22 protein-coding genes are annotated in these 26126 nt (G+C 37.6%); 12 read left to right on the top strand and 10 right to left on the bottom strand.

The features are described from left to right. Positions 1–193 precede the first annotated feature (193 nt). Positions 194–2458, top strand: a complete 2265-nt coding sequence (gene helD / locus AR328_RS11775; RefSeq protein WP_066295195.1) for an RNA polymerase recycling motor HelD — start codon at positions 194–196, stop codon at positions 2456–2458. A gap of 229 nt (positions 2459–2687) precedes the next feature. On the opposite strand, the gene fosM is transcribed toward helD, so the two are convergent. Both fosM and AR328_RS23310 read right to left on the bottom strand, forming a co-directional pair. Next, positions 2688–3113, bottom strand: a complete 426-nt coding sequence (fosM, locus tag AR328_RS11780; protein ID WP_066295196.1) for a FosM family fosfomycin resistance protein — start codon at positions 3111–3113, stop codon at positions 2688–2690. Positions 3114–3159: 46 nt separating this feature from the next. Beyond that, positions 3160–3291, bottom strand: coding sequence for a hypothetical protein (locus AR328_RS23310; protein ID WP_269433516.1), 132 nt, complete (start codon positions 3289–3291; stop codon positions 3160–3162). Between the two features lie 194 nt (positions 3292–3485). Between AR328_RS23310 and AR328_RS11785 the strand changes: the two genes are divergently transcribed. Further along, positions 3486–4643 carry a pyridoxal-phosphate-dependent aminotransferase family protein gene (locus AR328_RS11785; protein WP_066295197.1) on the top strand — a complete coding sequence of 386 codons (1158 nt, stop codon included), beginning with the start codon at positions 3486–3488 and terminating at the stop codon, positions 4641–4643. Positions 4644–4849: 206 nt separating this feature from the next. Then, positions 4850–5425, top strand: a complete 576-nt coding sequence (locus tag AR328_RS11790) for a Uma2 family endonuclease (RefSeq protein WP_066295198.1) — start codon at positions 4850–4852, stop codon at positions 5423–5425. 54 nt (positions 5426–5479) lie between these two features. On the opposite strand, the gene AR328_RS11795 is transcribed toward AR328_RS11790, so the two are convergent. Then, complete coding sequence (locus tag AR328_RS11795; RefSeq protein WP_066295199.1) at positions 5480–6511, bottom strand: mechanosensitive ion channel family protein; 1032 nt, start codon at positions 6509–6511, stop codon at positions 5480–5482. Positions 6512–6722: 211 nt separating this feature from the next. Between AR328_RS11795 and AR328_RS11800 the strand changes: the two genes are divergently transcribed. From AR328_RS11800 to AR328_RS22235, 3 genes are all read left to right on the top strand, one after another. Further along, positions 6723–7943 carry an ATP-grasp domain-containing protein gene (locus AR328_RS11800; RefSeq protein WP_066295200.1) on the top strand — a complete coding sequence of 407 codons (1221 nt, stop codon included), beginning with the start codon at positions 6723–6725 and terminating at the stop codon, positions 7941–7943. A 130-nt stretch (positions 7944–8073) separates the two neighbouring features. Then, the gene (locus tag AR328_RS11805; RefSeq protein ID WP_066295201.1) at positions 8074–8529 is read left to right on the top strand and encodes a CotY/CotZ family spore coat protein; all 456 of its coding nucleotides are present in this window, start codon (positions 8074–8076) and stop codon (positions 8527–8529) included. A 237-nt stretch (positions 8530–8766) separates the two neighbouring features. Further along, a complete protein-coding gene (locus tag AR328_RS22235; protein WP_082677202.1) occupies positions 8767–10935 on the top strand; it encodes a YheC/YheD family protein in 2169 nt (722 codons plus the stop codon). Between the two features lie 43 nt (positions 10936–10978). Here the strand turns inward: AR328_RS22235 and AR328_RS11815 are convergent, their stop codons facing one another. Then, a complete protein-coding gene (locus AR328_RS11815) occupies positions 10979–12199 on the bottom strand; it encodes an ATP-grasp domain-containing protein (RefSeq protein ID WP_066295202.1) in 1221 nt (406 codons plus the stop codon). A gap of 279 nt (positions 12200–12478) precedes the next feature. Here AR328_RS11815 and AR328_RS11820 point away from each other — a divergent pair, with 279 nt between their 5' ends. From AR328_RS11820 to AR328_RS11830, 3 genes are all read left to right on the top strand, one after another. Further along, complete coding sequence (locus AR328_RS11820) at positions 12479–12952, top strand: hypothetical protein (protein WP_066295203.1); 474 nt, start codon at positions 12479–12481, stop codon at positions 12950–12952. Positions 12953–13076: 124 nt separating this feature from the next. Beyond that, positions 13077–14393, top strand: a complete 1317-nt coding sequence (locus AR328_RS11825; protein WP_066295204.1) for a YheC/YheD family protein — start codon at positions 13077–13079, stop codon at positions 14391–14393. Between the two features lie 99 nt (positions 14394–14492). After that, positions 14493–15269, top strand: a complete 777-nt coding sequence (locus tag AR328_RS11830) for a YheC/YheD family protein (RefSeq protein ID WP_066295205.1) — start codon at positions 14493–14495, stop codon at positions 15267–15269. A 111-nt stretch (positions 15270–15380) separates the two neighbouring features. Here the strand turns inward: AR328_RS11830 and AR328_RS11835 are convergent, their stop codons facing one another. Then, positions 15381–16721: a C40 family peptidase gene (locus AR328_RS11835; protein WP_066295206.1), complete on the bottom strand. Its 1341-nt coding sequence runs from the start codon at positions 16719–16721 to the stop codon at positions 15381–15383. Positions 16722–17050: 329 nt separating this feature from the next. Further along, positions 17051–18391 (bottom strand): YheC/YheD family endospore coat-associated protein, encoded by a 1341-nt coding sequence (locus AR328_RS11840; protein ID WP_066295207.1) that lies wholly within the window; start codon positions 18389–18391, stop codon positions 17051–17053. 260 nt (positions 18392–18651) lie between these two features. Between AR328_RS11840 and AR328_RS11845 the strand changes: the two genes are divergently transcribed. Next, positions 18652–19428 carry a YheC/YheD family protein gene (locus AR328_RS11845; RefSeq protein ID WP_066295208.1) on the top strand — a complete coding sequence of 259 codons (777 nt, stop codon included), beginning with the start codon at positions 18652–18654 and terminating at the stop codon, positions 19426–19428. Positions 19429–19526: 98 nt separating this feature from the next. On the opposite strand, the gene AR328_RS11850 is transcribed toward AR328_RS11845, so the two are convergent. Together AR328_RS11850 and AR328_RS11855 are read right to left on the bottom strand one after the other, a co-directional pair. Continuing rightward, positions 19527–20519 (bottom strand): C40 family peptidase, encoded by a 993-nt coding sequence (locus AR328_RS11850; RefSeq protein WP_066295209.1) that lies wholly within the window; start codon positions 20517–20519, stop codon positions 19527–19529. A gap of 232 nt (positions 20520–20751) precedes the next feature. After that, positions 20752–22158: a UDP-N-acetylmuramoyl-tripeptide--D-alanyl-D-alanine ligase gene (locus AR328_RS11855; protein ID WP_066295210.1), complete on the bottom strand. Its 1407-nt coding sequence runs from the start codon at positions 22156–22158 to the stop codon at positions 20752–20754. A gap of 209 nt (positions 22159–22367) precedes the next feature. Here AR328_RS11855 and AR328_RS11860 point away from each other — a divergent pair, with 209 nt between their 5' ends. Continuing rightward, positions 22368–22853, top strand: coding sequence for a low molecular weight protein-tyrosine-phosphatase (locus AR328_RS11860; protein WP_066295211.1), 486 nt, complete (start codon positions 22368–22370; stop codon positions 22851–22853). Positions 22854–23020: 167 nt separating this feature from the next. Here the strand turns inward: AR328_RS11860 and AR328_RS11865 are convergent, their stop codons facing one another. Further along, positions 23021–23545 carry a YbaK/EbsC family protein gene (locus tag AR328_RS11865; RefSeq protein ID WP_066295212.1) on the bottom strand — a complete coding sequence of 175 codons (525 nt, stop codon included), beginning with the start codon at positions 23543–23545 and terminating at the stop codon, positions 23021–23023. Between the two features lie 204 nt (positions 23546–23749). After that, positions 23750–24898, bottom strand: a complete 1149-nt coding sequence (locus tag AR328_RS11870; RefSeq protein WP_066295213.1) for an acyl-CoA dehydrogenase family protein — start codon at positions 24896–24898, stop codon at positions 23750–23752. A 473-nt stretch (positions 24899–25371) separates the two neighbouring features. Between AR328_RS11870 and AR328_RS11875 the strand changes: the two genes are divergently transcribed. Next, the gene (locus AR328_RS11875) at positions 25372–26124 is read left to right on the top strand and encodes an amino acid ABC transporter ATP-binding protein (protein WP_066295214.1); all 753 of its coding nucleotides are present in this window, start codon (positions 25372–25374) and stop codon (positions 26122–26124) included. The last annotated feature ends 2 nt before the right edge of the window (positions 26125–26126 follow it).

Below are 26126 nucleotides of genomic sequence, written 5' to 3' on the forward strand. Positions count from 1 at the left end.
CCTCCTTATAAGTAGTGCATTACTGTTGTAATGTACTATATACTCGATTGGAAAATAAATCAAGTGTGGTTTTAGCCTCCCCTATGGAAAAATATTGCTTCCTGTGGATTTTTCTGATAATATAAATTTCTTATCGCTCATGCTCCAAAGAACTTCCCCATTGCGGCTGAATAAGAAATGGGAGGAAGATTGAATGTCATCTGAACAACACCCCGATTTTCTAGCAGAAATTCAACGATTAGATTTTACGAAAAAGTATATGGATGTCGTTATCAAGACAGCTGAAACAAGTAAAGACCAGTTTCAAGAAAACATGAAGGATGCTTTCCAAGATGTAGATTGGCTAGAATCGAGCTTAAGCTATTCTTCGCTATTAACGAATGCCAGATTTTTTGAAATGTCCCGCGATGAATTGAAAAGCTTAAAAAAGGCCCGAAACAAACCTTATTTTGCCAGAATTGATTTTCAAAGACAGGATCTTAAAGACGAGGAAATTCTCTATATTGGGAAGACCTCCTTATATTCCAGGGAAAATCAGGAGCAAATCATTGTAGATTGGCGGTCTCCTATTGCCAATCTGTATTATGAAGGCAGACTTGGAGAGGTTCATTACGATTCCTATGAAGAAAGCTTTAACGGCTATCTATCTTTAAAGCGGCAATTTATGATTGAAGAAGGAGAGCTCGAAGAAATTCGGGATATTGACTTAACGACAACAGATGAATTGCTTCAAGAGTCGCTTTCCAAAAGCTCAAGCAACCGCCTCACAGAAATTATCTCAACAATACAGGAAGAGCAAAATCGAATCATCCGGGCAGACTTAAACAAGCCCATTATTGTTCAAGGGGCTGCCGGCAGCGGAAAAACAACGATTGCCCTTCATCGGATCAGTTATTTTATTTATCAGTACAAGGAAAACTTTGAGCCAGAGCAGCTGATGATCTTGGCGCCAAGCCGCTTGTTTATTGATTACATATCAGAGGCGCTGCCTGAGCTAGGTGTTGAAAGAGTCCGGCAAACGACTTATCAGGAGTATGTGCAAGTATGCCTTGGTCAAAAGCTTCATATTGTCCATAATGATAAATTGGTTCAGCTGCTGGAAGAGCCCGAAAGCAAAGAATGCCAAATGTCAGCATGGATTTCATCAGTAAAGGGATCTCCCATTTTTCATGTCATTCTATCCAACTACCTAACAAGCATTTATCAAACCTTTTTTCCAACAGAGGATTTCATGGTCGATAAATTTCGCCTATTCAGCTACAAGAAGTTCATTCATCTCTTTAAGACAGACTATAACTATCTTCCTCTTTTTAAAAGACTTGATAAACTCAAGGCCGTTTTGCAAAATGACGTGGCGAAAAAGAAGAAAACTTTAATTAGCAAAATCGAAACCTTTTATGATGAACGAATAGAAAGGGCCATTTATCATGGAAAGGACCCGGAAAAACGGAGTCAGTATGTTTCTTATGCACTAGATAAAAAAGCGCAAAGGCTTGAGGATATCAAAAAAGCCATTCGTAATGCTGTTCCTGCCTATATGAGACAATTCCCGAGAAGAACGCTCCTGCAGTATTATCATGGGCTCTTTAGTGATCCTGATAAGCTTCGCCAATGGGCCGAGGGCAGTCTCTCCGAACAGGAAGCAGAATTGTTATGCGATTATAGCCAGACCCTTTTCTCGAAAAAGAAATATGAAAGAGAAGACCTTGCTCTTTTGCTTTATTTGCAAGTAAACCTTTTTGGCATTCCAAAAGAATTTAAAGCAAAAAATATTGTCATTGATGAAGCACAGGATTACAGCTTTATGGAGCTGCTATCCCTTAAGAAAGCACTTGATACTGATATGTTTACGCTAGTGGGTGACCTTGCACAAGGTATCCATTCCTATAGAGGCTTAACATCGTGGAATGGAGTTTTAGAGAATATTTTCCCGCGGGCTACCTACACAGAATTGCAAAAAAGCTACCGGACAACCGTTGAAATTATGGAGAAAGCAAATGCGCTGTTACAGCTCCTTCCCTATTCTTTTCCAAAAGTTGAACCCGTTGTCCGGCATGGAGAACAGCCAAGATTTATAATAAGAGAAAATGGAAAAGAACTTGTTCAGCAAATTAAAGAGCAAGTATCAAATCTGAAAGAAGAAAACTTTAAAACTTTCGCGGTCATCGGTAAAACCATGAAAGATTGTGAGCTTCTTTATTCGCTTTTCGAGGAGCATTCAGATGAACCTGTCACACTGCTCGCAGAACAAGCAAAGATCCCGAAAGATGAAATTGTCATTGTGCCTTCCTTTTTGGCAAAGGGGCTGGAGTTTGACGTTGTGATCATCATTTCACTTGAGGAATCATTCAACCGCGACTCTGAACTAGATATTAAGCTTCTTTATGTAGCCATGACAAGACCCCTGCATCGGCTGTATTTTTACGGGTTGCGGGATGGGGATTTTATAATTGTATAGGGATTAAGTATGGATAAGGGCTGGAAGGCTTTGTTTAGCCTAAGCGGACACCAGTTCCGTTATATGCGAAAAAACGGGGAAATCCTTATGTTTGCGGACACACGTTCCCCTATTTTGCTTAAACACAGTGATTTCACTGTGTTTTTTCGTAATTAAGGTCCCCTATGTCCGCTTAGCCTTTATATTGGGGTCATTTTATAAAAATAACGGGCTGTGACCGCTTAAGTAATCATTTATCAAAAAACTCCATATGCTCTTTTTCGTTCCTGTAGTACCCCAGCCTATCCTGGATGGTACCTGTATGTAGCTCAAATTTATGCCCGTCTGGATCTGTAAAATATATCGATTTCTTATCCTTTTTATCTCTTGGACGACTAGGCAGGATATTCACGTTTAGCTCTGTTAATTTTTTATACATAACTTCGAAATCACGCTCTTCTATAGTAAAAGCAATATGCGTATAGGAATGGGCTATTTCATTTCGAGGAATACCCTTCTCCACATTTAACGCCAGCCACATTCCATTAAAATCAAAGTAGGCAGTGTTTCTCCCCTTCACTAATAGCTTGGCATCAAAAACGTTCTGATAAAATTCAATAGACTTCTCTAGGTCTGAAACCGAGAATAAAAAGTGATTTAAACCTTTTACCGTCAAGTAATCACCCCCTCTAGGAAAATTTATATAAAAGCTAACTACATATTTAGCTATAAGATACTTGTTTGGGCTGCATTTTAGTATTTGTCAGCCAAATAAAAAGCTTATCAGCCAGATTCACTAGTTTATCAGCCAAATTAGTTACTTTGTCAGCCAATTCCAGCACTTTGTCAGCCAATTCCGGTAGACCCCTCCTGTTTATTAAAAAAATTTCTTATCCTTAACTAATATTTACCAATATGGTACTATTATAATTAGAAAATTGGAAATATGGTAATAATATAAGTTTTAATAGAGGGAATCATCATAATGGTTAACCTCGTGCCTTTAGGCTAAAATACTCAATAAGTAATCTTTACTGGAGGGAAAATTATGTATAGAAACATCCTAAGACACCCAGGACCTACTCCAATTCCAAAAAAAGTTCAACTAGCCATGGCTGAAGATATCATTAGCCACCGCAGTGAGGAGTTTATTCAGCTTTACCGCCAAACAACAAACCGTGTAAAGCCAATTTTCGGTACAGAACAAGAGATTCTTCTGCTGCCATCCGGCGGCACCGCAGCTTTAGAGGCTGCAGCTGTCAATACGGTTTCGCCTGGTGAAAACGTAGTAGTAATAACAGTTGGAGCATTTGGGGATTACTTCGTTTCCATCTGTGAAAGATACGGATTTAATGTACATAAGCTTGAAAAAGAATGGGGCCAGGCTTGTACAGAAGAAGATCTAGCGGAATTCCTGAAGCCCTTGAAAGATGTAAAGGCTGTCTTTGCTACATACAATGAAACATCAACTGGTATTCTGAACCCAATCGAAAAGCTGGCGAATGTTGTTCGTACATATTCCGATGCACTGTTTATCGTTGATGGGGTTAGCTGTATTGGCGGAGCACCTGCAGAAATGGATAAATGGGGCATTGATATTCTAGTAACAGGGTCCCAAAAAGCAATGATGCTGCCGCCGGGGCTGGCTCTCTTAAGCGTCAGCGACAGAGCTTGGAAAGTCATTGAGAATAATAAAACTCCAGCATATTACTTAAATCTGTTAAGCTACCGTGAGTGGGCTGCAAAGGGCATGACACCGAATACCCCAGCAGTTACGCTCATATACGGTTTAGCCGCTGTTTGTGACCTTATTGAAGAAGAAGGCGGATTTGCACAAACCGTGGCGAGACATGAACTTATGAAAAATATGGTTCGTGAATCAATGAGCGCACTTAACATTGGGCTGCTAGCGTCCGATGAATATGCCTCGCCTACCATTACTGCTATCCGCGCCCCAGAGGGCATTGAACTAGCACCATTTATGAAGCACCTAAAGCAAAAATACTATTTAGATTTTGCAGGCGGGCTCGGTCATCTGCAAGGGAAAATTTTCAGGTTCGGTCATATGGGCTATTGCTTCCCAAGTGATGTTCTTCAAGCCGTTTCCTTAATGGAAGCTGGATTACAAGACTTCGCTTACTCCTTTGAACCAGGTGCTGGTGTAAAAGCAGCACAAGAAGTGTTTTTAGCGGCAAATCGGAAATAAGAACATGGAAAGGGGCTGTCCAAAAAGTTAGGATAACTGACTTTTTGGAGCCCCCTTTCCTTTATCCTAACAAGTACTAACAGTGAAACCAGAGACTACAAATGTTATTAAGACAACTAGTATGTTCATGACAAGATTAACATATAAATGAATTAATAATAGAGTCGATTAGGAAGCGTAATATATTCAAGAAAGGAGTGATTTATGTGGTCTTCAATTCGGGAGAGCGAAAGTCTTCATATGCTGATTACCTTTCATGGGGTGAAGGGGAGCGTATTGAAATAATTGATGGTGATATGATCAGGATCCCTCCAGCTCATTTTCGCAAGCACCAGCAAGTTCTGCGGGAACTTTCAATTGAATTTTCGCTTTTTCTCCGGGAAAAGGAAGGCGAAGCATATTTCGCTCCATTTGAGGTTCGTTTGCAATCAGAGAAAAAAGCGGATGACGAAGTGTATAACTTTGTACAGCCAGACTTAACAGTTGTTATTGACTCCAAGAAACTCGATGAAAAAGGGTGCAGAGGAACACCAGATTTAATCGTCGAGATTCTCTCCCCTACATCTGTGAAATTAGATCGGTGGAAAAAATATCAGTTATATGAACGGGCCGGAGTAAAGGAATATTGGATTGTCGATGCGATGAATGAATCCATTGAAGTGTATGTATTAGATGACCAGAAGTATGTCGTTTATGGTGTGTTTACGAGAGAGGAAGCGATTCAAGTTCCGACCTTAAGAGGACTAGAGATAGACCTCAATCAAATTTTTAAATATTACTAACTTATGAGGAAGGGCTCCCAAGTCAATCATTCTCCGGGGGCCCTTCCACTTTTTTTATTCTGGACAAGGAACCAGTTCCTCTGTCTCCTTGTCTTCAAGAATATCTATAAGTTTATAGTTTAGCTCTTCCTTGACTTTTAGATACTCTCCCCAATCGGTTGTCTTTGTATAGAAATAGATGAGGATTGACTTATCTTTATATTGATCAAATGTGACCATAATCGTTTTTTGATGGACATCTGGTCGATTTTTTAAATACTCTTTTATTTCCTCAATCGTCGACTTCACTTTATCTTGTGAAGCTTCTTGGGGCAGATTTAAGTGAACGGAAATTTGCCGTTTTCCCGCTTTGCTCCAATTTGTAATCGCCTCATTCGCTAGTTTTTCATTCGGAACGGTTACGAGTGCTTGGTCGAAAGTCCGCACCTTTGTACTGCGAAAACTAATGTCCTCTACAATTCCTTCTACACTGGATGTCTTAATCCAATTACCGATAGAAAAGGGCTTTTCTGTAATAATAATAATTCCGCCAAATAAATTACTGAGCGCGTCCTTTGCGGCTAGAGCAAAAGCAAGTCCCCCTAATCCTAAGCCAGCCACGAAGCCATTTACATCATAGCTAAATACTTGTGCGATCACACTTATACTTATCGCTACAATGACAAATTTCAGTACTTTTGACAAAAACGGAATAACAATTTCATCAAATTCAATATTGTATTTGGAGTCATTAATCTTTTTAAAAAGCAAAGAAGAAGCCGAAGAAAGATTTAGCAGGCCCCACGTAATGAGCATAATAATCGATGCTCTGATCAATTTTAGAAAAAATGGATCTTTATTATTAAAATAAGGAAAAAACTTCACTGAAAAGTAAATTCCAATAATAATAAATAACCACTGTGCAGGTTTTTCATAGGCTTTAAGAAGCTGGGATAAAAATTCCCCTGGCGCTATTCTGCCTAGCTTCACTAATAAGGCGAAAATATATTTAACAAAAATTTTCCTAAAGAGTAAAAAAAGCAGAAATATCCCGATGGATATACCAATGGCCTTTAGGTTTTCATATGAGGAAAATTCCAAAGACATAAAACATTCATACCTCCTTGCCAAAATCTACTTTTCTATATTATCAAATACAGTTCTAGTATAAAAGTGTGAAGAGTCCCGAGTTATCTATACCACTTTCCTCTAAGCCCAATAACTAATGGTCTAGTTCCCCCTACCCGTTTAGGTTTAGAACTTATTTTTATTTCTCGGCATAAGATAATAGACCTTTTAAAGGCAGGTTGATTGAAACATGAAAACAATTGTCTTCATTGGAAGTAATCAGTTTGGAACGAGTCATGAAGCCTTGAGGGCAGCGAAGGAAATGGGATACAGCGTCATATTATTTACTGATAAACGGCAGCACCTCCAACATCATAAATTTCCGGATGTTGATCAAATCGTCTATTTTCATGATTTATTTGATGAAATACAGGTTTTAAAGGAACTTGAAGCCCTTAAAACGTCCGGGAAACAACTATGTGCCTGCGTAAGTTTTATCGATCCCTTTGTTTCCTATACAGCTAAGTTAGCGAGTGAGCTTGGATTATTTCGATTATCCGCTGACGCTCTAGCGATAATGGAAAATAAAATAAAAGTGAGGGATCAGTTAAAACACCTTCCAACCTCCCCTTTTTATGCCGTATATGATTCCCATACTTCTATTAAGGACTTCACAAAGAAGAATGAATTATCCATTCCGTTGATTATAAAATCCCCAGTCTCCAATGGTTCAAAAGATGTATTTTTAGCTGAAACTGCTGAGGAATTTAAAGTGAATCTTCAGTCTTTACACAATCAAACCCCCGATCTTCCTATATTAATTGAGGAATATTTAATAGGACCGCAATACTTAGTTGAAGTGTTAGTACTGAACGGTCATATTGAAATCGTCTGCGTCATTGAGCAAGAAACGACGTACCCAGATATATTTATCGTCGTTGGCTATCAATTTCCAGCTCAATTAAAGGATGATGAATATCTGAGTCTTACGAAGTCAGTTCAAGACATCATCCAACAGCTCGGACTACAAAACGGATCCTGTCATTTAGAAATGAAAAATGTTCATGGAGCCTGGAAGCTGGTAGAGATCAATCCAAGAATGTCAGGCGGAGCCATGAATCGCATCATTGAGGAAGGAACAGGGATTAACCTTGTAAAAGAAATATTGAAACTGAATGTTGGGGAGGAAGTATCACTTATAAGGTCTCGGGACTTTCACGTCTATGCAAAGTACCTAACGTTTGAAACAAGTGGAAAATTGCTCCATGTGACAGGTGAAGATCTTGCTTGGGAACATGATGGGGTCAAATATGTGTATGTGAAACCTATTGTAGGAAAAATCGTAACAGCCCCTTACTCAATGGGTAATCGCTACGCCTGTGTGATTGCAGCGGCTAATTCTCCTGAAGGCGCGAAAGCCACGGCCCTTTCTGCTGCACAGGAAATAAAATTTTATGTAGAACCTTTTTGAGCGTAATTCGGGAATTTCAGTAAATAATTGGGTACTTTGGACAGGTCTATATTCGCCTTCAAACCGCACAATCTTTATATCGTCTTAATAAGATAGTATCAAAAGGACAGACGGGGGGAGGAAAGCTAAAATGAACGACATGGGGTTGGAACATGGTCATTGTATATGTGAAGCACTCATTGAATTAAAAACCTTACAAGATATTTTAACTAATTCCTCAACCAAATACTTTGGACCGCTGTTATCCAAAATTGCCGGAGTCGATACAATCCCTTTTCTATTATTAAAAAAGGATGGATTATTTTCACATAAATTGATCGATTTAAATGAGAAAAATGGGAAGCAAGAATGTTTTGAGTCCAACTTTTTTCGCATCGAGTCTATCGATAAGGAAAAATGCTGTGCGACCATTTCAGTTCTGCGACCTTTTGATATTAAAGGGAATCATAGCAACTCCATATGTAATGTAATGAAATTAACGAAGACATCGGCTTGTATCCATGTTGACTTGTCCTGTATTTGTGCTATACAAGTTCTAGATACTGAATTATTGAAAAGAAAAATTGTCATTGAGCCAAAATGGTAAATATCAGGATAACCGGGCATAAGCCCGGTCTTTTTGTGTTTAATTGCAGGATCAATCAAACTAGTATTGCCTAAAAGAACCATATCCCCTTAATTACTCCCTGTTTAATCCTTCACTTATCCCTAAATGTTCGACTATTAAAATTTGATCTAAAAATAAACGTTTGTCCGTTTCAAAAGATTGGCTATTTGAATGTAATATGAATAGGTTGTTAGATAAGTAAAAGGAGTTTATGCTATGACACTTATAGGAATGTTGCACCATCGAAAAGATCCATCAAAGGTAAGAAAGACTTACGCTTTTGCTGCGGTCGCTAAAGCAGAAGGCGCAGATTTTTTTTACTTTTCTCCTAGTAAAGTAAATTTCTCCAAAAAGTCAATAAAAGGGAAAGTATTTGAAAATGGCTCATGGGTTGACCGAAACATGCCCTTCCCGGACGTCATTTATAATGCTGGTGATCCTAATAAATTGGCAAAGTCTGAAAAGGTTATTCAAAAATTAAAGAAAATCATTCCTTTTACGACAAATTCCATTGGGAACAAGTGGAGTGTTTACGAAAGGCTTACAAGAGGAAAGGAATTTTCCCACTATTTAATTCCTTCCGAAAAGATTTCAAATGATTCTGGAGAATTTTTCCGATTTTTACACGCATTTGAAAAGATTGTTTTTAAACCTTATGATGGGAGAAAAGGAAAAGGGATCTACTTTATTTCAGTGAAAAAGAAAGACGAATTTCTTGTAATGCAAGATTCAAATTCAAGTTCCTATTCAATGAACCAATTAAAGGATCTAATAGAAGAAAAGCTTTCAACGGGAACCTATATTATGCAACCCTATATAACATCTATTACCAAGTCTGGACAAGTTTACGACTTCAGACTTCATGTTCAAAAAAATGGAGAAGGAGAATGGGTCATCACCGCTATTTACCCAAGAATAGCCCCTAAAGGATCCATTATCCCTAATATAAATAATGGGGGATTCACCAATTATTTAGAACCATTTTTAAAACAAGAATTTAAAGAAGAAGCAATGAATATTAAGGGGACTCTTGAACACTTTTCATTGACTTTAGCTCAGCATCTTGATGATCTCCAAATGCAGCTATATGGTGAAGTTATTGATGAAATGGGAATAGATATTGGATTAGACGAGAATAAAAAAATATGGATCTATGAAGTGAACTGGCTGCCAGGCTGTCCTCCTACGTTTTACCTAGAATTGGATGTTGTCATAAATTCCATTAGATATGCGATGTATCTGGCAAAAAAACAAGAGGCAATAAAAGCAAAGATCCAAAAAGTTAAAAGAAAAAATACAGCAAAAGGCGAAATCCCCATTATAGCCGTAACGGGAAGCGCCGGTAAAACTACAACTAAAGCATTTCTAGCTTCAATCCTATCAAAAAAATGGAATACCTTTGAGTCAAAGGACTATTGGAACACCGCCCAACATACTGAAATTCATGCTTCGGAAATCAATAAATCCCACGAAGCCGCTGTCCTTGAATATGGGATGGCCTCCCCTGGAACGATCACTAAACACTGCAGCATTATTAAACCGAATATTAGTATTGTGACAAATGTCGGACTAGCACATGTAGGCTATTTCAATAACGATATTAGGGGAATAGCTAAGGCCAAATCTGAATTAATACACGGGATGGATCAAGACGGCTTGCTCATTCTGAATAAAGATGACCGTAATTCTCTCCTTTTAGAAACGGATAAATTTAGAGGTAAAATCATGAAAATCGGTATTACGTCAGACGCTGACTATAAAGCCTTCGATGTGGAATATTCAGAAAGTGGAATGTCTTTCAAAACGATGTTGCACGGACGTGAAGAGAAGTTTTTTATCCCTATTTTCGGTGAACATCATGTATATAATGCCCTAAATGCTATTGCAGTTGCGGACCACTTAGGTTTAACTCCAATTGAAATCCGTGCAGGATTATTATTTAGAAAGCCGCCAAGAAGATTAACAGTTTACAATCAGAAAAACAATATTACTCTAATTGATGATACTGTTCATTCCCATCCTGAAGGAGTAAGAGCTGCCATTGATGTACTTGCAAATGTCGGCAAATACCGCAAAATAGCAGTAATTGGAGAAATAAGAGCACTCGGAAATTTAAGAGAGGCAGAATATCGAAAAATAGGAGAATATGTTTGCGATAAAAAAATTGACCTTTTTATCACTTATGGCGATCAAACAGAAACAATGGGCGATCAAGCTAAAATAAAGGGCTTTCCTGCCAAAAATGTATTCCACTTTGACGACAGAAATCAGTTACATGAATTTCTAAAGAAGATTATGACAAAGAATGACACCATTTTAGTTAAAGGTGCTAGCCGAGCAAACATGTATGAAACAATTAAATTCTTAAAAAAGACATCAAAGTAGTAAAAATGACCCCGGATTAAGTATACCGGGGTCATTTTTTAAATTATTCTTTTTTTAAGTGGAACTTGATTTCGTTTACAGCATTTTTGGCATAGCTCTTTGCTTCCTCCATGCTCTCCCCAGCTGCAATAACATAGGCATATCTATGCCCCATCGATAGAGGAGGAAGAAGCAGCGTTCCTTTCCTCGGTTTTACATATACATCCACGACTCCAGGGGATTTTCTAGCTCTGCCCTTCCCAGACACTCTTTCTAAAATTCCCTTTTCTGAAACAATAAGATATTGGGTGTACACGAATTTCTTATGTTTCGGAACTAATGAAGGGCTGCCCCCTAATTGTAATAACAGTGTTTCTTTCACTAAACTATAGCCAAAAGCAGCTTGCAACATTTTATTCATTGCGCCTCCGGAAATTCTCGGATTGATTTCAATGAGCTTCCACCCATTCTTACCACGTCTTAATTCCAGATGTAAGGCCCCATTTTTGATTCCAAAATGATTAACAATAGACTGAAGAACCCCGGCTATTCCCTTTTCAATTTCGTCAGGTATTTTCGCCATTACCCCATAACCCGTAATAATAAATCTCTTCCCCTTCGTAACTTCCTGCCCAATAATGCCGGCTATCATCACCTTACTTTTGTATACGACTGCCTCTACCAAATACTGATCCCCATCAATATATTCCTCTATAATAATGGACTCATTCGGCTCTCTTTCTCTCAGCATGAGTGTATACTTTTTTAATTTCTCCTCATTTTCGGCTAACAGTGCATCTTTTGAACCAGTAGAGTTTGGCGATTTGACCATGATTGGAAAGCTAAGCCATGATAGGATCAATTTGGAGGGGATCTCCTCCCCCGGTTTAATGATGATAAATTTAGGTGTGTACGACTGGTTCGTTAAAAGGGATCTTGTTTCTTCCTTGCTATTCATCTTTTGAATAGCTGTTGACGAAAAATAGTTCTTGCAAAATTCATCACAAAGAAGGGAAGCAGTATAAACATATGAATCTATAAAACTGACAATTAATTTAAATTCCATCCCTTCTGATCTTAATCGCTTTATCTCCTCCTTCATTTCAGAAAGGTTATCCGTATCGATAAAGATCATTTTATGAACATCCGTGTACTCTTCCCTCTGCTGCATTTGCTTTTCGTTTTTAGTAAAAACAACGGTAAAGTAACCTAGGCTCTTGGCTGCAGCTATGGCATCTCTGCTGGAACCTGATTTATTAGTGCCTATAAAAAGGATCGTCTTCAAAAGGCCCACTCCCTATAAAATTTTAAATCAAACTATCTCGATATATATGTTTATGAAACTTACTCAAATTTGTATGGTTATCTATACTATACAAGCAATATATTATGCAAAAGCTTCTTTAGCTTAGAATCCAATTGAATATCCGATATATGAGATAACGCTCAAAATACTAAGGAACAGTTCATGTAAAATGGACATTAAAACTTGGACAAATACTGTGCCACTTCTCTTAAAACATTAATAAACTACATTATTCCAAATAGAAAGGGGGGAAAATAAATGGGTGTAATTTGTCCTTGTGGAGTTTTAGTTCGCAACCCTGAAAGCGCAACAGATGAGGCTGTTTCAAATAATAATAATGTTAAGTTCGAGGGACAAAATGGAACAGTAAGAGGGGATTTGTTTTACAAGGCAGATGTTTGTGTCACTAAATTAGCAACTTCTACTCTATCTTTAAGATTCGAAGAAAACCCTACACCTCCTGGAACAAACAACTTCACGTTTACTGCAACCAACATTACTTCTGTTGTGTGTAAACCTGAAGGCCAAAACTGCAGCATCACAGTATCAGGTACTGGGACAGTCAGTGGTCAAACAGGAACATTTGCTTTTGAAGCAGTCTTTAGAGATGTAGTTGGACAAGCAGCAAAAGACAATGTTCAAAGTTTTGTCATTACAGGTTTCTTTAATCAAACGGGCGCCGCTCCAATTGATCAAGGGTCCATTGTTGCTCAAGGCTGTCAAGAATTATAATAGCCTTGAAACTCCCGGCAATCATGCCGGGAGTTTTTTCTTGCTTAAAATTACCTAAACATCCAAGAATAGAGTCTTACGCTGAATATAATAATGAGTAAACTTATTTAGGGAGATGGGAACATTGAAGCTAAGCAAAAGTCGAATAAGTCAATATAGAATATTAAATGCAGATGAAAGCTTCTCTAAGTACCTTTTAGATACTGAACTATTTACCGAAGCATCATTATTTGCTTTTTTGGAAAAGTATAAAAGGATTGTGATTAAACCTTCATTTGGCTATGGTGAAATCTTTGTTTCCCTTGAAAACAATAATTTTAAGGTTCTCTCGGGGATGAATAAGGCTACATGGGTGAATAAAGAAGAACTATATGAATATATCATTAGGAATGAATTAAAACATAAACATCATATTATACAGCCATCAAAGCAAAACTCTGGTTTTTTCCAAAGCCCCTTTCACTATTATGTTACCGTTCACCGAAAATCACCTACAGCAGAGTGGCTCTATATGTCTACAACGGAGAAAAATAGCACTCTCTTCAAAAAGTACTTCTATATGTTCTTTTTCAATAAAATGAGGAAGATTTCCATACTTGCAGCCAAAAAATTAGGAGAATCCTTTCCTGATTGCCATACCATTGTCATTGATATTATGTATGATCTAAAAGGACAAATTTTGGTTCAGGATATAATGCTGCATTTTCAAAAAAGTAAATGGAGCCAGTTCCAGACACTCTCAACCAATCATTCAATCACTCCATCCGTGCCGAAAACGGATTTACTTACAAAAGTCACCTTTAAGGAGTACCTTTATAAATATGTAGGTATTATCATTAAGCCTTGTGTTGGCCAACAGGGAAAAGGAATTGTAAAAATCACTATGTTAGATCCTTTTAATTATGAAATCCACTTTAATAACAGAAAAGTAACAAAGACGAACATGGATGAAGCCTATGATTATATTAAAGAGAAATACCTCTTAAAGAAATCTTACATTGTTCAGGAAAGAATACCGTTAGCAGAGATAGATGGTTGTCCAATCGATATTAGGGTCATTGCCCAGAAAGAGGATTCATCCTGGAAAGTAACCGCAAAAATTGTAAAGGTTGCTGGTAACGGCTTCTTTATTACCAATGCTGCTCAGAAGCTATTAAACCTTAATCAAGCACTCCAAAGTTCAAACTTATCAATGACAAATAGTGAACAATTAGAATATGAAATAGACAAAATCTGTATTTCTGCAAGCAAGCTGTTTGAAGAAAGCCGTCCTGATATTCATATAATTGGGTTTGACATTGGGATTAGCCACAAAGGAGATATTTGGATTATTGAAGGAAACTTTAAACCGGATCTATCCATGTTTATGGGACTTGAGGATAAAGATATGTATATGTATATAAGGAAGATCATCAAGAGTCAAACAAAGCCTACTGACTAAAATTAAAAGATAATCTTTTCTATACACTTACCCAATCGGGATGACTGTAATATCCATACAATAAGTGTGTAACCATAACAGATAAATGAGGTGTATGTATTGAAAGATCGTCTTGGAAAGTGGAGGCAATATTCGCTATTAAGTAAACATCCATTACTCAATAAATACATTCCCGAAACAAAGCAATTTACAATTGAAAACCTCACTGAGTTCCTGGAACTTTATGAATATGTCTATTTAAAGAATGATAGAGGCGGGCAAGGGAAAGGGATATTTAAAGTTAATAAAAGGAAAGATGAACTATACAGCTTTAATGGCTATACCCTTAGCGGCAAAAAAATACAAATGAAAGTTAAAAAGATTGAAGATTTCCTCCCTGTACTCCATCCGATTGAGAGATTCGGGGGATATATTGTTCAAAAAGGTGTCCATAGCTTAACCCAAGATGGGTTCCCGTTATCCATTCGGGTACATGTTCAAATTCTTAAAAGAAAATGGCTTGTTGGCGGGTTGTATGGAAAGATTGGGACAGAAGAAACCAATGAGAATGGAGTCATCAATACAAACCGCGGAGCTCAAATTATGACAATCGATTCATTATTATCAAAACACCTAATGCTGCATAAAACAGAGAGGGAAGAAATGATTAATTGTATTAAGGAAGCTTCTGTTATTGCAGCCGAAATAGCTGCATCGGCATTTCCACAAATTGAGTATGGCATTGATTTTGGTATTAGCAATTACAAGGATCCTATTATATTTGAAATAAATACAAGCCCTGGAGTCGGGAATTATTCCAAAATTGGAGATGGGGAAATGGGAAAGCGCATTAAAGAGATCAGGAGAATGCACCTAGAAGGAAAATCTGGCAGTTAGACATATATTTTTAATGTAAATCGAAGTTAAGACCTTTCAATATAAAAGAAGCATTCGCAGCCATTTCGCGAACGAATGCTTCTTTTGATTTTTCCTTAATGGTATGAACAATTAGAGTACACGCTTAGCTGTTACAAAGTTACTTTTAGACCAATTAGATTCTAAGCTTTCTTTCACAACTGAACCTGAGTTGGATAAATACACATATTCATTATTTCCAATATAAATGGCGGCATACTTAATTTTGCTTCCCCCGGTTTGCGTTAGGAAAATTAGGTCACCCTTTTGCAATTTATCTTTTTGAACTTGAACACCATACTCTGATTGCTGACTGGCTACTTTTGTTTTCAGATCAACACCATGTTGTTTAAAAATGTAATAGGTGAACCCTGCATTTGTGAAGGTTAAAGATTTTTCATCGTAAACATTTAACTGTTGTTTCACTTTATTCATTATGCTTAATGTATAGTCTACAAGCTTATCTTCTTTTTTAGATATTACGGGTGTCTGAACTACTTTGTTTTCTTCTTTAAAAACGCGCTTTGCCGTAATATAACGCTGATCATAATAATCAGATAAAAGGACTCTCGAACTAATTCCTTCCGAACTAAGGACAAGCATGCGATGCTCTCCTGTGTAAATCGCTACTCTTGTCGGTGTGTTCGAACCTACAGAAGTGCTAAAGAAAATCAAATCACCTTTTTGTAAATCTTTCCGTGCTACCTTTTCACCTAAGTTCATCAAATCTTTGACATAGCTTCCTTTTAAGTTAACGCCATTTTTTCCATAAACGTATTTTACGAATCCAGTACTCGTAAATTGCATAGCACTCTCGTTATCAACCTTGCCCATTGTTACTTTATTCGTTAAATCGTAGGAGAGTTCAGCTATGTTATCTCCTATTGTTGCTGGGTTTGAAGGAAGTAAAGCAGGGATTACTCTTCTCGCTGTCATATAATTATCTCGATAATAGGAGGTGCTATCTAGATCAGAAATAACAACATCTAGTTCTGTGTTTGCCATATGTATAATTTTATTATCTCCAATATACAACCCTATATGATTTGGCTTTTCTGATGATGGGTTATTTTTGAAGAAAACTAAGTCACCTTTTTGCAATTCATTTTTCGGAACGTATGTCCCTTGGTGAACCATATAAGCTTCGTCACGATTACCTAAATCTATCCCATTATTTTCAAAAATAAACGCGATGAACGAAGCACATCTAAACTGGAGTTTTTCATAGTTGTGTTCTGAGGCATATGTTGCTTTACCTATTAAACTCTTAGCGAGATTAATGATGTCATCTGCCTTTTTCTCAACCACTTTTTGGCTTTGCTGTGTGGTTGTTGCGGCAGAGACTGTGACTGGATCCATCATGATCGGGGCTGTCGCAAAAGTACTTAATCCAATCGTGAATGCTAATGTAGTTGTAACTAGACGCTTGTTCATTTTTTATCCTCCTGATGCAGTATTATTCTCAAATACCAATTTTATCATATAGGGGAATTGGTCCCTGTGGTAAAACTTAACATTACCCATCATGACCCTCACGAAACCTAGACATTATTGGGTTATGGCGAAACTTTACAATTTCGTTACAAGTGTTACGACAAATATTAATTGCCTTTTTTCAATTTTTTTGATAAAAAAATAGATTAAAAAGCAAAAGGCGTCAGACACCGCAAGTGGAAATTTCCATCCTCGGTTTCTGACACCATGTTCTTATTGCCCGTTAATCTGCGATAAATTCAGTTTGAAAATGAAAAGCCCATCCCGTCTCATTCCAAATGGTCCCTGAAACCTGCTACCCACTTCGAATAGTGTAACGGGGCTGCTTGCGTATGGTAATAAAGCTGAGTATCATTTGCATCAAGAGCGATGCTCATATCTGGATACCGATTATTTATTTCAATAATCCAGAGGTTTTTATCTTCATCCATACCAAGATCAACACCTATATATCCTAAATGAACCTCTTTCTTCTCCAAAATACTACAGCACAAAATAGAGATTTGCTCCATTTCTTTATACTTTTTAAAAGCCTCATTGTAATCATTGTTATAAATTCCAACTAAAGTATCCCACGTTTTCTCCGCTGAACCTCCGCTTGATATGTTGCTGACGATACTTTCTTTAACCCCATACCTCGTTATCATACCAGGGACAACCCAGGATCCGTATTGGTCTTTAACAACAATCACCCGGAAGTCTATTATCCGATCATTAGATTTTAGTAAGGGAATCCTTTTTTGAAAGATATATTTGTTTAAATCCAATTCTGCTGCCAAATATTTTTCCACTGCACACCAGTTATCTAAAACCTTGGTCATGTTTGATCCATTTAACCGGTAATTTATTTTATATTCATTCCTTTTTTTCTCCAACTGGTAAATTCCCTTTCCCTGATTTCCTGAATCAGGCTTTAAGTAGATACATCCGCTCTTATCTATTAGCTTCCTTAATTCCTGAAGATTCGCCGCTAAACCGGTCTCCGGCAGGCTTCGGCTTAATTTATCACTTATAGAAAGCCATTGCCATATATCCCACTTATTAACAACGTGGGAATTAAAATATTTAGTTCCTACTAAATTCTGTATGAACATCCTATCAGCTTCCTTTAATGTCTTCCTGCAAAATAAAACTGAAGGAAATGGGAAAGTCCCTTTCGTAAATTCATTTTCAATTGGATTATAGGCAAAGCCATTAACAATCTTCTTCTGTTCGTCAATCCCATCAGAAGTTACCAATAAAATAAGACCGTTTATATGCTGGTAATCAATCAAATATTTTTTAAAGTAATCTATATTTCTTCTTGCCATTTCATTTACTTTTCCTTTTATAAAAAGCCCAATAATAGGGCCGATTAATAATGTCTCTTCCTTGACGATTACTTCATAGTCAATAAAATCCGGAAGCGAAAAACCAGATAATAGGTCAGCTGACACATAAATAACCGCTCTATCCTGCTGATGCTTTCTTAAGGTTACGCCAGTTTTTTCTATAATCCCTATTGTTACATTAATCACCTGAAGTTTAGAGATTGATAGCTTTTTTAAAACAGTTGGGTGAAGTGAGATTGAATTTCTAGATGTGCGATCATTTATGATGGTAAACTTCATCTAATCCCTCCCTTTAAGCGTAATAAGAATAATTTCTTCTTTCGCATTGGAAAGATTATCCCCATCAATATAAATTAACTCAATATATATTTATGAGGTTTTTTTATTATTGTATGGTTACCTATCCTAAATCAAGCTAGTTAAAAAGTAGCGATTGTATGGGTTGGATCTTTTTATGGTACTTAATAACAACTTCATTAGTTATCAGTACAAGCAAGGTTGATATATTGACATAGGTTGTTACAAAGGAGGTGTATTTATTGACGGAGCGACTAAGGAAATGGAAGCAATATACACTGTTAGGTCAACATCCCTTAATTTCAAAGTACATTCCGGAAACAAAGCTTTATTCTGTCGAAAATCTATCTGATTTACTTGAACGTTATGAATTTGTCTATTTAAAAAACGATAGAGGTGGTCGAGGGAAAGGAATTTATAAAGTAAATAAAAGTAACGAAGGGCTTTATTGTTTTAACGGCTACCCTATAAGCGGGAAAAAAATCAAAAGGTGCGTCGCCAATATTGAAGATTTCCACCCTGTACTACATCCACTGGATAGATTTGGTGGATATATTGTTCAGGAGGGTATTCAGAGCTTCACTCAGGATGGGCATCCTCTAGCCATTCGCGTTCATGTTCAGACTCTAAATGGAAAATGGCTTGTTGGAGGAATGTACGGAATGATTGCAATGGTAAATACAATGAAAAACGGGGTCATTAATCGAATGCGCGGAGCCCAAGTTTTGACGGTAGATGAATTATTATCAGTACATTTGAAGTTGGATGAAACAGAGAAGAATAAAATAATTTATATTCTAAAGAAACTCTCCATTTTAGCAGCTGAAGTGGTCTCATCAGAAGTTCCAGATATAGAATTTGGAGTTGATTTCGGTATCAGTCAAAGTGGGAATCCGATTATATTTGAAATAAATACAAGCCCAGCTGTCGGCCTTTTTTCCAAGATTGAAGATGGGAAAATGGGGAGACGAATTAAAGCTATTCGGAAAAAGCACAAAGAAAGCCAAATCGACATTTAGGTGGATTTTGGATTTTCAAAAGGAAATAAAAAAGAAGCATTCGCCGTGCGTTCACTGACGAATGCTTCTTGCCTAATCTATTATTTCAGTTATTTCTATTAAAATACGCGTTTAGCATACATATAATGGCTGTTATAATAATCGGATAACAGAACCCTCGAACTTATTCCATCTGAACTAGGGACAATAATACGGTGTTCACCCGCATAAATGGCTACTCTAGATGGTGTGCTTGAGCCTACTGTGCTATTAAGGAAAATTAGATCACCTTTTTTTAAGTTTGAACGTGATACTGTTTTACCTAATTTGGATAGATCCCTTACTGTAGTTTTTCCTAAGTTAACGCCATTTAGCTTGTAAATATAGTTAACATAGCCCCCACCAGTAAACTTCATGTTTCTTTCATCATTTACACTGCCCATTTTTGCCTTATTCATTAAATTATAGGCATCTTCTACAAGGTAGTCCGCTTTCGTAGCTGGATTAGACGGCATTAAAGATGGCAGCACTCTTCGTGCAGTCATATAATTGTCTCTATAAAAGGACGTACTGTTTAAATCAGAAATCGTAATTTTCAGTTTTGAATTTGCCATATGAAGGATTTTATTATCACCAATATAGATCCCTACATGGCTTGGAACTGTTGCTTTAGGTGAACTTTTAAAGAAAACTAAATCACCTTTTTGCAGTTGATCTTTAGGCACAAACGTTCCTTGCTTAATCATATAATCTTCGTCGCGACTACCAAGATGAACACCTTTAGATTGAAATATAAAATCAATAAACGATGCACATTTAAATTGGTATGGATATGTATAACTATAGTTTGATCCATATGTCGCTTTCCCTATTAAACTTTTACCAAAACGAATAATCTCATCAGCCTTGGCATCCACAGCTTTTTGGTTATTATAAACATTAACTGTTGCTGCTGAAACCTCTAATGCCTTGATTGGCGCAGGAACTGCTCCTAGAAAACTAGATTCAGGTTCCTTCTGGTTTAGTTTGACCTCTGTTGAACCAGGAACTGCTCCTAATGTACTAAATCCAAGTGCAAATGCAAGTGTTGCTGTAACTAAACGCTTATTCATAAATGACCTCCTGATGTTTTTTTGGCTTGTCCTGATTTTATCATGGATACGAAATTGGTCTTTACGCTAAATCTTTCCAAAACAAATATTACAACTGATCAGACCCTGCCCTTAAAGGGATCTTCTTTGATTTTTACAGTTTGGTTACAACCAAAGTAACATTAGAATTCCGCAAAAAGGCGCATTTTTCAAATCAAAAAAGGCAAACCAATTGGTCTGCCTTTTCGCACTACTATATTTGTCTAAACAATTGTATTAGAGGTTCTAAATCACAATAAGCAACTGAGGCTTTGAAGATAACGATTGAATTCGGCGGGACCATTTGAGGTATGTCCTCTTTCACTTTATCAACATGTGTATAGTAAGATATTTTATCTGCGGAGATGCCCTTTGCGTAAGCTCCAAGACAATATTCCTTCGCCCATTTTCCGATTGCAACCAATTTTTCAATCTTTAAGTCGCCAATCTTTTCCCCTATTTGATAATGAACCTCTTTGGCGTATGCTTCATTCGTATGAGGGTTCTCCATATCTCCTAAAACGAGAATAATAGGTCGCTTAGGCAAATAAGGGACTTGGCTTAATAAAAGGTTAGTGGAATCTGGATTAGCATTGAAATTATCGTGGATGACGGTAATATCATTTTGGCAAGAAAGAACCTGAAGCCGGCCCTTTATAGGAGAAAATTGAGCAATCCCTTGTTGAATCTTCTTAATTGGCACTTGATGCACTAACCCTACGGCAATCGCCGCTAATGCATTCATAATATTATAACTGCCAAATGTATTCATCATACAGTCAAATTTAAAGCCCTTTCCCTTCACAGTAAAAAAACTTTGGAAATTTTCGTAATATACATTTGTTGCTCGAATCGTATTCCCTTCAGAAAAACCAAAAGTAATAATTTTTCCAGGGTACCTTGTTATTTTTATATATTCCGCGCAGTTAGGGTCATCTCCATTTATTACTAGAGCACCATTTGGAGACAATTGCTCCACCATTTCTGCTTTAGCTTTGATTATATTTTTAATCGTACCAAGTTTAGTTAAATGTGCCCGGTGAATGCATGTAACGACTCCGATTTGGGGTTGAATCATACCGCTGGATAGTCTCATGATACCAGACCCCCTCATCCCAACTTCTAGAACAGCCGCACTATGTTTTTGTTCTAATTTCGATAGGTAAAATGCGACCCCGTCAGGAGAATTAAAATTGCCTGCACCTATTAAAGTGGAATATTCCTGTTTAAGAACGCTGCCGATTAATTCCTTCGTTGTTGTTTTACCTGAGCTTCCAATTACCTGTGTAATAGGAATAGAAAATTGCCTGCGGTATATTCTAGCCATATTTCGAAATGCCTTTTTTCTATTATTTACTTCAAGAACACCAATTCCCGCTTGAGCAAATTTATTGATGTGGAATTTGTGCTTTCTGCTAATGACGATGCCAGTGGCATTTCCCTTAACCAACCTTTGAATCAGCTCGTCCTCATCTAGATCGTGAGTATATAAGAATACTAGACTGAAGGGAGTAGGATTTCTATGATTATTCGTAAAACTTCTAATGGGTTGCTTGGTTTGCCAACTTGCAATTTTAAACCAAAATGCTTCTGAGATTTCTTCGAGGGTAAAATTATGCACCAATACATACTCCTTTCTGGCTTCTGTTTTTATAGTATGTTTTTTGAAAAATATTGATTTAGGGATAAGAACCAATTTATTCAAAAAAAGCGATACTAGTCTATTTTTTAATAAACATATTTCAGATCCAGACATACGATATTATGTGTCTATTTCGTACTGGGTTGTGAGCAGACACTCATGAATGTTTTAGTAGAAAGGAGTATGAAATGATTAAAGTGTTATTTATTTGTGCAGCGAATATCAATCGGTCCCCAATGGCAGAGGCTATATTTTGCCAATTACTAAAATCGAAAGGATTAAGTGATCAATTTAAGGTAGATTCAGCAGCCACTAATAAATTCCATGTCGGAAAACGGCCCTACCCATCTACACGCCAGTTCCTAGATAAAATGCATATTCCCTATGGGTGGATCCGTTCGCGCCAAGTAACTAAAAATGATTTAAATTCCTTTGATTATATTGTTGTGATGGATCAAGAAAATTTAAGTGTGTTATTAAATCGTTTTGGACAAGCTAGGAAAGTCCAATTTTTACTCGACTATCTTCCTGATATGAAAGATAAAAATGTCCCTGACCCTTCAGTGACAGGCAAACACATTGAAACTTATAACTTACTAGTAAGAGCCTGTGAAAAGCTGCTGCTCCACATTATAAAACATGAGGGGTTGGATAAATCTGGTAAAGGCGGATAAGGAAATGGCGCGCAAAATGAATAAATGTAAACTTCTATTTATTACCCGCTGAGAAAGAAAATTGTGAAAACAGATTGCATGAGGCTGCCCAGCAAGGCAGTAGAAACGCCATTCTGGACAGCCCCATCATTTCTTTATCACTTCGGAAAAAATACAATCTTGTTTGTTCAATTTTGCTTGTTAATAGCCCCGACTGCTTCTATTACTTGAGCGTCCTCAGGGACCCAGCCCTTACAAACATCAACCCATTGTTTTGCCGAGGCATATTCAAATATTTCATCACACGTTAACTCAATAGCCGAATTCGTGCTCCCGCATGCAGGAAAAACGGTTTCAAAACGCTTCAAGGACACATCTAAATAAACTGCTAATTCATTCGCTAAGCCGAAGGGACAAACCCCGCCAATTACATGCCCTGTTTGCTCCACTACTTCTTCAGCAGAAAGCATTCGGGCTTTAAAGCCATAAGTTTCACGGAATTTCTTGTTATCAATTTTGGCATCCCCTGCAGCAACGACTAGAATAGCTTGATCCCCTTCCCCGCGAAACGATAAGGTTTTAGCAATACGTGCTGGAATAACACCAATTGCTTCTGCTGCCATCTCAACCGTTGCACTCGATACGTCAAACTCCATAATATCGGCTTCTCGATTCCATTTTTTAAAATGATTTTTCACACTTTCTAAAGACATCTTTTTCTCCCTTTCTTTTCATAAATTAGGTAAATCATAACACCCTTTAACACTGTAAAGCAAAAGGATTCGTTTCATTTCTTCAGAATTTACTTACTCTTCTTTTGGGGGATTTTTTCAAAAAACAATTTATTATATAGACATACTAAAAAGCAGTGCATTTCATTAGTAAATCACACTGCTTTTATCGTTTTTTCTTATAGGCTATTTGTTCAATGCCGTTAAGGCAAGCTTCCTAATTGTGACATCGTCCATTGGAGGATTATGCAAACCTGCTCTTACATCCCGATAATATCTTTGCAGCGGATTTTGACGCTGCAGGCTTTTTGCTCCTACGACCCTCATCGCCTTATCAACAATAGAAATGGCGGAATTTGTCACTGTATGCTTCACGGCGCCAAGTTCATTCGTTATATAGCTTCTACGCTCTTCGTCATCATATGCTGCAGCTGCACTATATAAAAAATGTCTAGCTTGCATAAGCTCTAGCTCGATTTGGCCAATTAAATTTTGAACATTTGGCAGCTGACTAATTGGTCCATTCAGGCTGTTTGGCGAGTATTCATTAGCAAATTGAATGGCGTAATCCCGCGCCGCTTGAGCAATCCCGATGTAGCAGGCAGGAATATGAATCGTCCAGGCATTTAATTGATCGCCTCTTGGGCCATGATTGATTTCAACTAACTTTGAGTTTGGGGCGACAACATTCTTGAGGACAAGATCATGGCTTTCTGTCCCCCTCATCGATATCACATCCCAAGTTTCTTCAATGCTCAGCCCCTCTAAATCTTTATGCAGAAGAAAGAACCCGATTGCTTGCTTCTCCTCCAACCAAGCGGAAACAAGGAAATGCGTTAAGACTGGAGACATTGTTGTAAAGTTTTTTCTGCCTGAAATCACCCAATGGTCATCTTTTTTTACTGCAATCGTGCCAGGTCGGCCGCCTCTCGTCGGGCTTCCTGTTTGTGCTTCACTCACACAACGATTAATTAATGCCCCTTTTTGAACCTCTTTTGCGAATAGCTCTAGACTCTCATCATCCCAAAGCTGCTTTTCATAAACCTCGCCAACGACTCCCATATGCCAGCCAATCGATAGGGCTGTTGCTCCATCGAAACTGGCTAAGGTTTCTTGGAGCAGAACCATATCATACGCACTTAAACCACCACCGCCATAAGCCGCTGGTAACGTTTGTTTTGTATATCCCATTTCAACTAATCTATGAATATTCTCTTTAGGAAACTTTGATTGTTCGTCAGTTTCAGCGGATTTCCTTTTAAATTCGGCTTCTTTTTCATGCAGCTTTTTCAGCCAATTTCTTTGAGTGTCATTTTTTATAAATAAATCTAACATTTTCTTCACACTTCCTTAACCAGAATGAATTTCACGCATACATTATTCTTATAATTCCGATTATTCTTGTTGGCTTTGATAATAACGAAATTCAATTACATCGTCAAGAATTTTTATTATGATTTATCAACTTATTATTAATAATTCCTTTGGATTAGCCTATTAATAAAAATTTTTTAAATATTTTATATCCCACTTTACAGATGCGATTAATGATGGTATTGTTTGGATTATTATATTCGAACATTCTAAATAGTATTAACTACATTGTTTCCCAATGTCTAGCTTCAGCGCCTACCCCCGACGTACAGGACGTACTAGTGTCGACAATGCAACAGGACGTTGCGTTTTTGTCGACCTCGAGTCACAAGCCAATCCTCCCAGAAAGGCAAAGAACACCTTTCCGGGAGGCTCGTCTTGTGCTTGTCGGGGGAGACCAAGGCGCTTGCACTTTTCTAACAAGGAGGAGGAATATGATCGAGTTAAAGAACATCCAAAAGCAGTTTAAATCAAATCATGTATTAAAAGGGATTGACCTTGAAGTGAATAAAGGGGATGTGGTGGCCATTATTGGCCCAAGCGGATCAGGAAAAACTACACTTCTCAGATGCATCAACTACTTGGAGCGCCCGGATGATGGACTAATAAGCGTTGACGGGTTTACCGTTCAAGGAAAGCATCCCTCCAAGCAGGATATCCTTACATTAAGAAGAAAAACTGCCATGGTTTTTCAGCACTATAACCTGTTCAAGAATAAAACGGTTCTGGAAAATGTAATGGAAGGGCTAATAGTGGCTAAAAAACTGCCTAAATCCGAAGCAAAGGATATCAGTCTATCCCTCCTTCAGAAGGTAGGGCTAGCTGAAAAAGTAAATGATTATCCTTCACAGCTTTCCGGCGGTCAGCAGCAGCGAGTTGGCATAGCAAGGGCACTTGCATTAAATCCATCGGTTATTTTATTTGATGAGCCCACTTCAGCTCTCGACCCAGAAATGGTTGGAGAAGTGTTGTCCATTATTAAGCAAATAGCCAGTGAAGGCATCACCATGGTGATTGTGACACATGAAATCGATTTCGCCAGAGATGTAGCAAATCGAGTTGTCTTTATGGACGAAGGCGTCATTGTAGAACAAGGGGATCCCCAGGATGTACTCATTCATCCAAAACACGAACGGATGAAGCAGTTTCTAAAACGATTGGTTCGTGAACCAGAGTATTTAATTTAGGA

The sequence above is a fragment of the Bacillus sp. FJAT-29937 genome (assembly GCF_001509555.1).
Lineage (GTDB): Bacteria > Bacillota > Bacilli > Bacillales > Cytobacillaceae > Cytobacillus.

Bases quoted from the DNA above. Each gene is read 5' to 3' on its own strand.
- AR328_RS11875 (WP_066295214.1), top strand. From the start codon at position 25,372: ATGATCGAGTTAAAGAACATCCAAAAGCAGTTTAAATCAAATCATGTA.
- AR328_RS11835 (WP_066295206.1), bottom strand. From the start codon at position 16,721: ATGAACAAGCGTCTAGTTACAACTACATTAGCATTCACGATTGGATTA.
- AR328_RS11865 (WP_066295212.1), bottom strand. From the start codon at position 23,545: ATGTCTTTAGAAAGTGTGAAAAATCATTTTAAAAAATGGAATCGAGAA.
- AR328_RS11870 (WP_066295213.1), bottom strand. From the start codon at position 24,898: ATGTTAGATTTATTTATAAAAAATGACACTCAAAGAAATTGGCTGAAA.
- AR328_RS11850 (WP_066295209.1), bottom strand. From the start codon at position 20,519: ATGAATAAGCGTTTAGTTACAGCAACACTTGCATTTGCACTTGGATTT.
- AR328_RS11785 (WP_066295197.1), top strand. From the start codon at position 3,486: ATGTATAGAAACATCCTAAGACACCCAGGACCTACTCCAATTCCAAAA.
- AR328_RS11795 (WP_066295199.1), bottom strand. From the start codon at position 6,511: ATGTCTTTGGAATTTTCCTCATATGAAAACCTAAAGGCCATTGGTATA.
- AR328_RS11820 (WP_066295203.1), top strand. From the start codon at position 12,479: ATGGGTGTAATTTGTCCTTGTGGAGTTTTAGTTCGCAACCCTGAAAGC.
- helD (WP_066295195.1), top strand. From the start codon at position 194: ATGTCATCTGAACAACACCCCGATTTTCTAGCAGAAATTCAACGATTA.
- AR328_RS11840 (WP_066295207.1), bottom strand. From the start codon at position 18,391: ATGAAGTTTACCATCATAAATGATCGCACATCTAGAAATTCAATCTCA.
- AR328_RS11860 (WP_066295211.1), top strand. From the start codon at position 22,368: ATGATTAAAGTGTTATTTATTTGTGCAGCGAATATCAATCGGTCCCCA.
- AR328_RS22235 (WP_082677202.1), top strand. From the start codon at position 8,767: ATGACACTTATAGGAATGTTGCACCATCGAAAAGATCCATCAAAGGTA.
- AR328_RS11800 (WP_066295200.1), top strand. From the start codon at position 6,723: ATGAAAACAATTGTCTTCATTGGAAGTAATCAGTTTGGAACGAGTCAT.
- AR328_RS11805 (WP_066295201.1), top strand. From the start codon at position 8,074: ATGAACGACATGGGGTTGGAACATGGTCATTGTATATGTGAAGCACTC.